9 protein-coding genes are annotated in these 9,895 nt (G+C 49.9%); 1 reads left to right on the forward strand and 8 read right to left on the reverse strand.

Translation table 11 applies throughout. The features are described 5' to 3' along the window. Positions 1 to 90: IS3 family transposase (locus CSQ88_RS21045; protein WP_143449393.1), on the forward strand; the 90-nt coding region annotated here is incomplete at its 5' end. A gap of 74 nt (positions 91 to 164) precedes the next feature. Here the strand turns inward: CSQ88_RS21045 and CSQ88_RS21050 are convergent. The 8 genes from CSQ88_RS21050 to aroC form a co-directional block, all read right to left on the reverse strand. Then, positions 165 to 1,373, reverse strand: a complete 1,209-nt coding sequence (locus tag CSQ88_RS21050) for a hypothetical protein (RefSeq protein WP_099400030.1) — start codon at positions 1,371 to 1,373, stop codon at positions 165 to 167. A 149-nt stretch (positions 1,374 to 1,522) separates the two neighbouring features. Then, entirely contained in the window at positions 1,523 to 2,539 is a 1,017-nt protein-coding gene (gene mltG / locus CSQ88_RS21055) for an endolytic transglycosylase MltG (RefSeq protein ID WP_099400031.1), read from the reverse strand. A 66-nt stretch (positions 2,540 to 2,605) separates the two neighbouring features. Beyond that, the gene (locus tag CSQ88_RS21060) at positions 2,606 to 4,594 is read right to left on the reverse strand and encodes an ATP-dependent DNA helicase (protein ID WP_099400032.1); all 1,989 of its coding nucleotides are present in this window, start codon (positions 4,592 to 4,594) and stop codon (positions 2,606 to 2,608) included. 156 nt (positions 4,595 to 4,750) lie between these two features. Then, positions 4,751 to 5,560 (reverse strand): SDR family NAD(P)-dependent oxidoreductase, encoded by an 810-nt coding sequence (locus tag CSQ88_RS21065; RefSeq protein ID WP_257212705.1) that lies wholly within the window; start codon positions 5,558 to 5,560, stop codon positions 4,751 to 4,753. 14 nt (positions 5,561 to 5,574) lie between these two features. Further along, positions 5,575 to 6,894 (reverse strand): hydroxysqualene dehydroxylase HpnE, encoded by a 1,320-nt coding sequence (gene hpnE / locus CSQ88_RS21070; protein ID WP_306475260.1) that lies wholly within the window; start codon positions 6,892 to 6,894, stop codon positions 5,575 to 5,577. Further along, positions 6,882 to 7,718 carry a presqualene diphosphate synthase HpnD gene (gene hpnD, locus CSQ88_RS21075; protein ID WP_099400034.1) on the reverse strand — a complete coding sequence of 279 codons (837 nt, stop codon included), beginning with the start codon at positions 7,716 to 7,718 and terminating at the stop codon, positions 6,882 to 6,884. Before hpnD ends, hpnE begins: the two co-directional genes overlap by 13 nt. An 89-nt stretch (positions 7,719 to 7,807) precedes the next feature. Continuing rightward, entirely contained in the window at positions 7,808 to 8,443 is a 636-nt protein-coding gene (locus CSQ88_RS21080) for a DUF4136 domain-containing protein (RefSeq protein WP_099400035.1), read from the reverse strand. Beyond that, positions 8,443 to 9,543, reverse strand: a complete 1,101-nt coding sequence (gene aroC / locus CSQ88_RS21085; RefSeq protein WP_099400036.1) for a chorismate synthase — start codon at positions 9,541 to 9,543, stop codon at positions 8,443 to 8,445. Before aroC ends, CSQ88_RS21080 begins: the two co-directional genes overlap by 1 nt. Between the last annotated feature and the right edge of the window lie 352 nt (positions 9,544 to 9,895).

Below are 9,895 nucleotides of genomic sequence, written 5' to 3' on the forward strand. Positions count from 1 at the left end.
TACATCCATTACTATAACCACGACCGAATCAAACTGAAGTTAAAAGGGCTGAGTCCTGTGCAATACAGAACCCAGCCCTTGAGCGCCTAGCTTTTATACTGTCCAACTAATTGGGGTCAGTTCAATTGCGGGAGGCCTTTTTTTAACCCTTCACTTCTGCTGTATTAAAACCAGGCACCAAAATTGGCCTGCCAGCCCTGCACATTTTCGCCCTTGGTAAAACTAAACCCAAAACGTAAATCTGCGTCTTTAGAATGAGCAGGGCGAATCGTTCCTAATGTAAAGCCAAGCTCGGTTTGATAATTGCTGAATAAATCTGTGCCGGTATAACGACTATCCACTAAATAAACTTCCCAAGTCAAAGGATCTGCACCCAATTTCCAGGGGCTGTCTCTGGAATAAAGCAAGCCATTATGAAACACCGTATTTGCAATCCCCGGATCAAACGATTTGCCATCTACGGTTAAACGCAGTGCCTTATAGTAGCCCAGCATATTGCCCAGGGTAATTGAATAAGCATCGCCACGCCAGACATAGCTTGATGCAATCGCCCCCGAGCCCATCGCCGCCGCACCCGCTAAATCACTGGAATAAGTGCCTCGCCCTGATCCCGTAACACTGAGCACCCAATTTTCAAAAATGGGCCGGCGATAAAAAACACCCAAGCTGCCATCGTAGCCTTTAGCCCCATCGCTTGAGGTATAGCCAAGTGGCAGATCCACAATTAATTCGTGATTGGGTTCAGAAAACTGATAAGAATAAGAAAGCGGCAAATTATAAGTATCGCTTTCCATTTCTTTAGCGCTGCCCACGGCATCACTTTTCATATGCTTAAAATTAGCGCCAACGCCAAAACGATGGCGGCCATCACTGCTTTGCCCCACCGTTGCGGTGGTATTTCTGGCCCCAAACCAAAGCAATTTGGCATCATTACTTACCGCACGGGACATCAGACTATTTGGATTACCCGCAATAGGATCAACAGGTGAAACAGAAACTAAATGCCTAGCCATTTTTTCTAATAAATCAGTGTGATTTTTTAAATATTCTTTTAATAAATCACGGCTTTCATTCCGGGTTGCCCCAGCAAATGATTCGCTAATTTCTAAAACAGGAATTTGAAAAGTCAGCAGGGTTGAGCCCTGCTGCGGAAAAGCCAGTTGAATCGGCATGCCGCGAAAATTTAGTACGCTATTAATGGCCTCAACCCCACTATAAGTAGGGAAAATGACTTTTAACCTGTCTTCATAATAGGTATTAGCGGCTTCCTCGGCGGTTGTAAAACTCCCTTGCCCGGACTGGCCATTCATCGTTGCAGTAAAATCAAACACGCCGGCATGGCTGTTAACAAGCCATGCCGAACAGAAAACCATCAGACATCCACGAGAAAAAGCATGCATCACGGCACTCCAAAACGATATGTATCCGTTCTAGATGGTGCATCGCAAAAATCAAGAGATCGCTCAAGTAAAAGAAGATAAGTGAAGTCTAAGAAGACTGGCTTTTAGCAAATATAAAAGCTTTATTTTTTTAAAATGTACTTACGAACCGCACTATTGTGCTCATCCAGATTATTGGAAAACACCGAGCTACCATCCCCTTTCGCCACAAAATAGAGCGCCGTCGTTGCAGAGGGGTGCATCACCGCCTTTAATGCCGCATCCCCTACCATGGCAATGGGTGTAGGCGGTAAGCCACTGCGGGTATAGGTGTTATAAGGCGTATCAGTAAGTAAATCGATTTTGCGCAAACGCCCGTCAAGTGAGTCCCCTGCCCCATACATCACAGCGGGATCGGTCTGCAAACGCATGCCAATCCGTAAGCGGTTTGCAAATACACCTGCAATCATCGGGCGATCGGCCGCAAGGCCGGTTTCTTTTTCAACCAAAGAGGCTAGAATCAGCGCCTCGTAGGGCGTTTTTAACTGCACATTTTGTGAGCGCCCAGCCCATGCCTTATCCAGCTTACTTTGCATACGCTGATTGGCTCGTGCCAATAGTTTTAAATCTGAGCTACCCTTATCCACATGATAGGTGTCAGGGAAAAACAAGCCTTCGGGGCTCAGTGCACTGAGGCCCAGCTCTGCCAACAGCTCGGCATCCGACATCAAAGCACTGTCGTGACGTAAATGTGGGTTGGTATTTAAGGCTTTACGAAAATCGCTCCACTTCCAGCCTTCAATCAAAGTAAAAGTCAGGGTGGTGGTATCGCCATTGCTGAGTTTTTCTAAAAGCTGCCATGGGCTGAGTGGCGCACTTATGCTATAGCTACCTGCTTTCAATAACTTGTCTTTGCCTGTTACCCGTGCCAGTACTAAAAACGGCAGGGCCTGATCAATCACACCCTGCTTAAGCAACTGATCCGCCACTTTTTTAACGCCACCTGACTCCACTACAAAGTCGGATGTTGTATGCAGCTGAGGCGTGCTGGCATATTGATAAAGCCAGGCTGCACAGGCCACCAGCAGCACAATAAGCAGCAAGAACAAGCGCCCCAGCGTGCGCCCTAAAGTCGGTTGGTTTTGTCGTTTTTTTGCCATACGGGCAACTTACCTTCAATAATCGTTAGTATTGCAAACGCTTTGCTATGCCCTTGAGGGCGGGTACTAAGGCTCAGCCTGCCCGTCACTCGTTTGATCAGGCACAGCATTTGCGCCTTGCTGCTGTTGACGCTTAACTTCAAAGAAGCGCTGCACCGTAGCCAGCTCTCTTGATCTGAACATTGGCGGCAGGCTTTTCCAGATCATTTTTCCATATTGTTTTTCGACTAAACGCTTATCGGCAATCATCAGGATACCGATATCGGTTTCATCCCGAATCAAGCGCCCTGCGCCCTGCTTTAAGGTAATCGCGGCATGCGGCACCTGGTAATCCATAAATGCGCTGCGGCCCGATTTATTAATTTGCTCAATACGCGCCGATAAAACCGGATCATCCGGCGGGCTGAAAGGCAGCTTATCAATCACCACAAGGGAGAGTTGCTCGCCTTTCACATCAATCCCTTCCCAGAAGGTTTGGCTGGCCACAAGAATAGCGTTGGGTGCCTGGCGGAACTTATCTAATAATTCGGTGCGTGACCCCTGGCCCTGCAGAAATACCGGCCATTCCAGCCCCGCAGCTTTCAGCTTTTCCAGTACCAATTCATGCGCTTCACGCATTGCTCGCAAGCTGGTAAACAATAAAAAAGCATGGCCTTGCGTGGTTTGCAACAGCGGCCAGGCTTTTTCCATCACTTGCCTGGTAAAGTCTGGCGCATTGGGCTCGGGCATATCTTGCGGCACATACAACGCCGCTTGCTGCTTGTAATCGAAAGGGCTTTCCCAGGTGGCTTCAACCGCATCCCACAGACCAAGCTCGTGCTTAAAATGGTTGAAATGACCATTCACGGCTAACGTAGCCGAGGCAAATACCCATGCGCGCGGGTTCGACTTCAATTGCTTTTGAAACAGCTGGGCAATATTCAGCGGCGTGGCGTGCAGAATCAGCCCGTGTGATAACACATCCACCCAGTGCACACTTTCTTCATCGTCGCCTGATTTCCAGCGTTTCAGGATATCCACGAACTCCAGCGCGCGAACCTGGCAATTTTCCAGCCCCTCTGCCCGCTCCGCCTGCTTACCCAGCAAATCGCACAGCGTGCCCAGCTTTTCAGCGACCACATCCAGTGCAGGGATAAACTCCGGGTTTTGCTGCTCAAGCTGGTGCAGCGGAAAACGTGTGGCATCCGGTTTAAACACCAGCCGCAGATCTTTCACCGCTTTTTCCAGTGCTTCTGCCGCAGCGGGCAGCATAATAAAGTCTTTGGCCGCAACCAGTGCCTCGGCCCGCGAATCATGCGCCAGATCGATCAGCTGGCCAGACGTCAGCGTCTCACCAAAAAAGAGGCTCGCTACTTCGGGAAGCTGATGCGCCTCATCAAAAATCACGGTATTGCAGGCGGGCAACAGCTCACCTGCGCCTTCATCCCGCAGCCAGACATCAGCAAAAAACAAATGATGGTTCACCACCACCACATCGGCATCTTGTGCGTCTTTGCGTGCTTTCAGCACAAAGCAATCCTGATGACTCGGGCAATCCTGGCCAAGGCAATTATCCCGGGTAGATGTTACATGCCCCCAGATAGGCGCGTTTTCCGGCACGCCAGGGCAAGCCGCTTTATCCCCTGATATTGTTGTTTTAGCGTAGCGCTGCACTTTGACTAAATCAGCAACGTCTTCTTTGCGCATAAAGCGCCCTTCCTGCTCGGTGCGTGCCAGATGGTAATGACAGACATAATTTGAGCGCCCCTTAAGCAGAGCAATGGTCACCGGCACCTGCAATACTTTGCGCACAGTTGGAATATCGCGGGCAAACAGCTGATCCTGCAGTGTTTTGGTACCGGTTGAAACAATCACTTTGCCGCCAGACAAAAGGGCGGGCACCAGATAGGCAAAGGTTTTACCCGTGCCCGTGCCGGCCTCAGCAATCAGCTGGCCCTGGTTCTTGATTGCAGTTTCAACGGCTTGCGCCATTTCTAATTGCTGCAAGCGCAATTTATAGCCAGGAAACGCATCGGCAAAGGGGCCGTCGTCGGCAAAAACCGCATCAAGTGTCATAAACTCAGGCCAAAAAGCAAAGACAGGATTGTAACAAGATGACAGCACTTCTCTCTAAATGATTGTTGAATAAAATGCACAAAAAAAAGCCCCACCAGCGGTGGGGCCATAAGGGGACGAAGCAAGCACTAACATTTATTAGCACTCAAACTATGATCATGCCTCTGCAGACAAGTTCCCATCCCCTGCACTTTTATTTACAACGTTGTCAGCCAGCAAAGTTTTACCACTCTGCCCACGGCTGGCATCGCCCATCCAGTACAAAATAGCCGGCACAATCGAGCTGGTTGGCGGCAGGCTTTCGCGCGTTTCACCCGGATGTGTTTTCAGGCGGAATGGCGATTGAATCGGGCCTGGCACTAAAAGATTAATCCGCACGTGTTCCATGGTTTCCCACTCTGCAGCCGCAATCTCAACCAGGTTTTTTTGCCCGACTTTGCTGACGCTATACCCACCCCAATATGCATTAGGCGCAAAAGCGTGATGCTCGCCCAGGACCAGGATGCTGGCGTCTGGTGCTTCTTTTAAAAGCGGGAATAAAGCACGGTTCAGCACGAAGGGCGCAGCAACGTTCACTTTGAACATTTCCACCCACTCTTCCATCTTCTGATTAGCCAGCGGTGACAAATGGGTAAAGCCATTTGCGCAGTGCAAAATACCATCGAGGCGACCAAATTCTTTTTGAATCAGCACCGCCATTTGTGCAATCTCTGCCTCGCCGGATTTTGCCAGATCAAAAGGAATCGCTGCGGGCTGCGGATAACCTGCTGCTTCAATTGCGTCATACACTTTGGCGAGTTTTTTCTCATTGCGGCCCAACAAAATCACCGTTGCACCATGCTCAGCAAGCGCCATGGCCGCCGCCTCACCAATGCCCTGCCCCGCACCAGTGACTAAAATCACGCGGCTGCGAAATGCACCTGCCGGTGCCTGATAGTTTTTCCAATCGCCCATTACTTCACTCATTTTTATCCCTTTTATCAGAGCTTATTAGTTAATTCTTGCAGCAGACCCTCTGCAGCCGCCTTACCACTTCTTACCGCACCTTCCAGCGTAGCCGGATAATCACCTTTTCCTGCCAGGCCTGCGGTGTAATCGCCTGCCAGCCAAAAACCAGCAGCACAGGTTTGATTACCCGGGCGCTGCAAACCGGGTGTGCAGGCAAAAGTAGCCCGCTTTTCAGTAATCACCCGATACCAGAGTGCATCCTGAGGCAAAGCTAAACGCTGATGTAATTCCTGCATCAGCAGCTTTGCCAGCTCATCCTGCGCCAGCGCCTGATGCTGCCCCTCTGCCGAGATCACAACCGCAATAAGTCCTGCGGTATTGTGCGTATACCCTCGGTCAAACACCCACTGAGCCATTGAATCACTCAGGCCCAGCATGGGTTTAGGCAGTTGCACATCAGCAGCGTATTGCAAATAAACCGTTACTATCGGCTGGTAAGTCCAGTCACGTACTTGTAAGGGCAACACATCGGGCACAGACACTTGCAAAGCAGACAAACCATGCGGTGGCAGCGCACAGACCACCGCATCAAAAACCTCGCCCTCACCATTTAGCTGCCAGCCCTGAGCTGTTTTTGCCACGCGCCGGACCCGGTGCGAGCGGTAAACATGCCCGCCTTTTTGCTCAATAAACCGGGCCGCTGCATCCGGGTACAAAGCCGAAAAATCCACCCTTGGCAGCAGCAAATCTGAAGCCGCACGCGCGCCCCCCAGGCTATCCCGCAGCACATTTAATAAAACCTGTGCAGAAGCCTGCTCCAGCGGAGTATTTAATGCGGCAACGGTCAGCGGTTGCCAAAACCGGCTGATTAATACATCAGGCTGACGCTGCTCTTTAAGCCAGATGCTTACTGTTCTGTCCTCAGCCAGCCGCCATTTTGCCGCCTGCGCCGCACGAATCGTGCGCACTAAAGCAAACCGTTCTGTCCAGGATAAGCCTTTAGCAAACAGCAAGCCAAAGGCGAGGTGCAAAGGTGCGGGTAATGCGGGGCATGCCAGCCGAAAGGCTGGCTCCACCACCAGCTCCATAGGCCGGCGCAAAAAGGCGGCCTGGCTGTCTGCGCCTACTTTTTCCATCATGTCCAGCAGGCCGGTATACGCACCAATCACAAGATGCTGGCCGTTATCAAGCGATTTGCCTTCCAGCCCTACTTTTCTGGCCCGCCCGCCAAGTACTTTGCCAGCCTCAAACACGCTGACATGAACACCTGCCGCAGCAAGCTCTGCGGCGGCCGTTATACCCGCATAACCAGCGCCCAGCACAGCAACAGAGTATGGGTTTAACACAGCCACCACGTTTTCCACGCCAGCCATAATTTACGAATCGGGGTTAATGAAAGCCTTTGATTCAGAACCTTACCTACACCATCTTTTTTAATTTCTTGCAAAGTAGCACGATAAATCGCCGCCATCACAAGCCCTGTACGCTGCGGCTTTTTATCAACGGCCGGTAATTGCGCTAAAGCCTGCGCATAATATTGCTCAGCACGCTCAATTTGAAAATCCATTAAGGCTCTGAATTCTGGTGTTTCACGACAAGCCAGAATATCGGCGGCCGGAACATTAAATTGCTGCAATTCAGTCACAGGTAAATAGATCCGGCCACGACGGGCATCTTCACCCACATCACGAATAATATTGGTTAATTGAAACGCCAATCCCAAATCGTGCGCGTATTTAAGCGTGCCACGATCAGTAAAACCAAAAATCTGCGCGGCCATTTGCCCCACAACAGACGCTACCCGATAGCAATACAATTGCAAATCTTTAAAACTATTATACCGGGCCATATCCAGATCCATCTCCATACCGTCGATGATTTCTAAAAACAGCGTTTGTTGTAAATCAAATTTTTTAATAGCTGGCGATAAGGCTAAGGTCACTGGATGCTGAGGAGTGCCCGCAAACAACTGATCAATTTCATTACGCCACCAGGCTAATTTCGTTCTTGCCACGCTTTCTTCATGGCATTCATCAACCACATCATCCACTTCACGGCAAAATGCATATAAGGCAGTAATCGCTTTTCTTTGCTCTAAAGGCAAAAAACGAAAACTGTAATAAAAACTGGAGCCACTTTGGGCTGCTTTATCTTCACAATATTGCTCAGGGGTCACGGGTTTTTCCGTTTAAATAATTAGCGTAAAACAGCATTAATTGCGCGGCATTTTCCATTTCATCAAGGATTACAGCGCAACGTTTTGCCTCATTGCTCAGGTAAAATAATTTTCACTTCACGGTTTGATCCGGAAACGCTAGGGAACTGCTCAAATAAGGCACGAATCAGCCAGGGCACAGCAGGTTCAATCGCATCATCAGAGCTGCGATTCACCGCTTTACCTTCAAATAATTTTGCAAAACGCCCGGCAGCCAAATCTTTTCTGTCCAGTATATCCAGTGTCAGCTGACGGTTATAAACCGTATCACTTACAGGTCTGCTGCCTACAACACCACTTTCTGCGCGGGTGTAAGGAACTAAAACCACGCCATTTGAAGTGGAAACCCGGCGATAGTAGGTACTAAAACCAACCGTTCCCCAAATCGGCTCCTGGCTTGTCACCGTTTTGCCGCCATCAACCTGATACTGCAAGCGCACCAGCCAGTCTGCAGCGCTCATATTTGGCTCGTAAACATAGCCTTTACGCATCAGCTCGGCACTGACATCTTCTTCAAAATCACGCTGAGCCAGGCTTTGCACTTGCGAAGCATTACGCTCAAACGCAAAACGCTGAGCAGCAGGGCTGCTGGCTAAGGTATGCCTTACGCTTACTGTTGCTGCAAATTGTGGCGCGGCACAACCTGTTAGAAATACCGCCACAAGGGCCATCAGCTTAAGCATCATTAAATCCTTTTTGCAGGAATACGTGGCATATCTACTTTGACATCACCACACTGAGCACGGTGACGCAAAGCATGATCAATCAACACTAAAGCCAGCATAGCTTCAGCAATCGGCGTAGCCCGAATCCCCACGCAGGGATCATGCCGCCCGGTTGTTGCCATCAGCACCGGATTGCCTTCTTTATCAATCGAATGGCGCTCTTGTGCAATGCTGGAAGTCGGTTTGACCGCCAGATTCACCACAATATCCTGGCCGGTAGAAATGCCACCTAAAATACCGCCTGCGTGATTGCTGGCAAAGCCTGTTGGCGTAAGTTCATCGCAATGCACCGAGCCTTTTTGCGCAATACTTTCGAAGCCTGCGCCAATCTCAACGCCCTTCACTGCATTAATATTCATCATCGCGTAAGCAATTTCTGCATCGAGGCGATCATACACAGGCTCGCCCAGGCCAACCGGTACATTTTCTGCCACCACGGTAATTTGCGCGCCAACCGAATCACGCTCTTTACGAATCGCATCCATATAGTCTTCAAGCTGTGGCACGATTTCAGCATTAGGAGCAAAAAATGCATTACCGCTGACTTCATCCCAGCTCTTAAATGGAATGGCGATTTCACCCAGCTGGCTCATATAGCCGCGGATCTGAATCCCATATTTCTCACGTAACCATTTTTTAGCGATCGCACCCGCCGCCACACGCACCGCTGTCTCACGCGCGGACGAGCGACCGCCACCACGCGGATCGCGAATGCCATATTTATGCCAATAGGTGTAATCGGCGTGCCCAGGGCGAAATGTTTCTACAATCTTGCCATAATCCTGACTGCGCTGATCCTGATTGCGAATCAGCAGCGCAATCGGCGTGCCGGTGGTTTTGCCTTCATAAATCCCCGACAAAATCTCCACAGTATCCGGCTCTTTACGCTGGGTTACATGGCGCGAAGTACCAGGCTTACGACGATCTAACTCAGCCTGAATATCTTCAACACTCAAATCCATTCCGGGCGGGCAGCCATCTACCACGCACCCAATCCCTGCCCCATGGCTTTCACCAAATGAAGTTACCGTAAACAATAAACCCAGCGTGTTTCCAGACATTCCAAATCCTCAGAGCCAATGGCAGACAGATAGTCTGAATTCTAACATGGACAGCCATCCATACAGACTTACAAGTAAACATGAGGTCGTGTATTTTTTACTGCCATTAACTTATCACCTCTTGTAGCTTGGGTTAGCAGCTCTGCGTGCGAGGTTTACCTCGCCCAGCGATAATCGCGTAACCCAACACGCAAACCACTAATGGTTCTTGCAACCACTTTTCTTCCGCGCAAAGCAAAAACCCCGATATCGCTTGATATCGGGGTTTTCTATGGGGTGTCTGGCAATGACCTACTTTCACACAGGTAATCTGCACTATCATCGGCGCTAAGGTGTTTCACTGTCCTGTTCG

The sequence above is a fragment of the Iodobacter sp. BJB302 genome (genome assembly GCF_002735645.1).
Classification (GTDB): Bacteria; Pseudomonadota; Gammaproteobacteria; order Burkholderiales; family Chitinibacteraceae; genus Iodobacter.

Coding starts and splice junctions, on each gene's coding strand:
- CSQ88_RS21050 (WP_099400030.1), bottom strand. CDS start 1,373: ATGGTTTTCTGTTCGGCATGGCTTGTTAACAGCCATGCCGGCGTGTTT.
- mltG (WP_099400031.1), bottom strand. CDS start 2,539: ATGGCAAAAAAACGACAAAACCAACCGACTTTAGGGCGCACGCTGGGG.
- CSQ88_RS21060 (WP_099400032.1), bottom strand. CDS start 4,594: ATGACACTTGATGCGGTTTTTGCCGACGACGGCCCCTTTGCCGATGCG.
- CSQ88_RS21065 (WP_257212705.1), bottom strand. CDS start 5,560: ATGAGTGAAGTAATGGGCGATTGGAAAAACTATCAGGCACCGGCAGGT.
- CSQ88_RS21080 (WP_099400035.1), bottom strand. CDS start 8,443: ATGATGCTTAAGCTGATGGCCCTTGTGGCGGTATTTCTAACAGGTTGT.
- aroC (WP_099400036.1), bottom strand. CDS start 9,543: ATGTCTGGAAACACGCTGGGTTTATTGTTTACGGTAACTTCATTTGGT.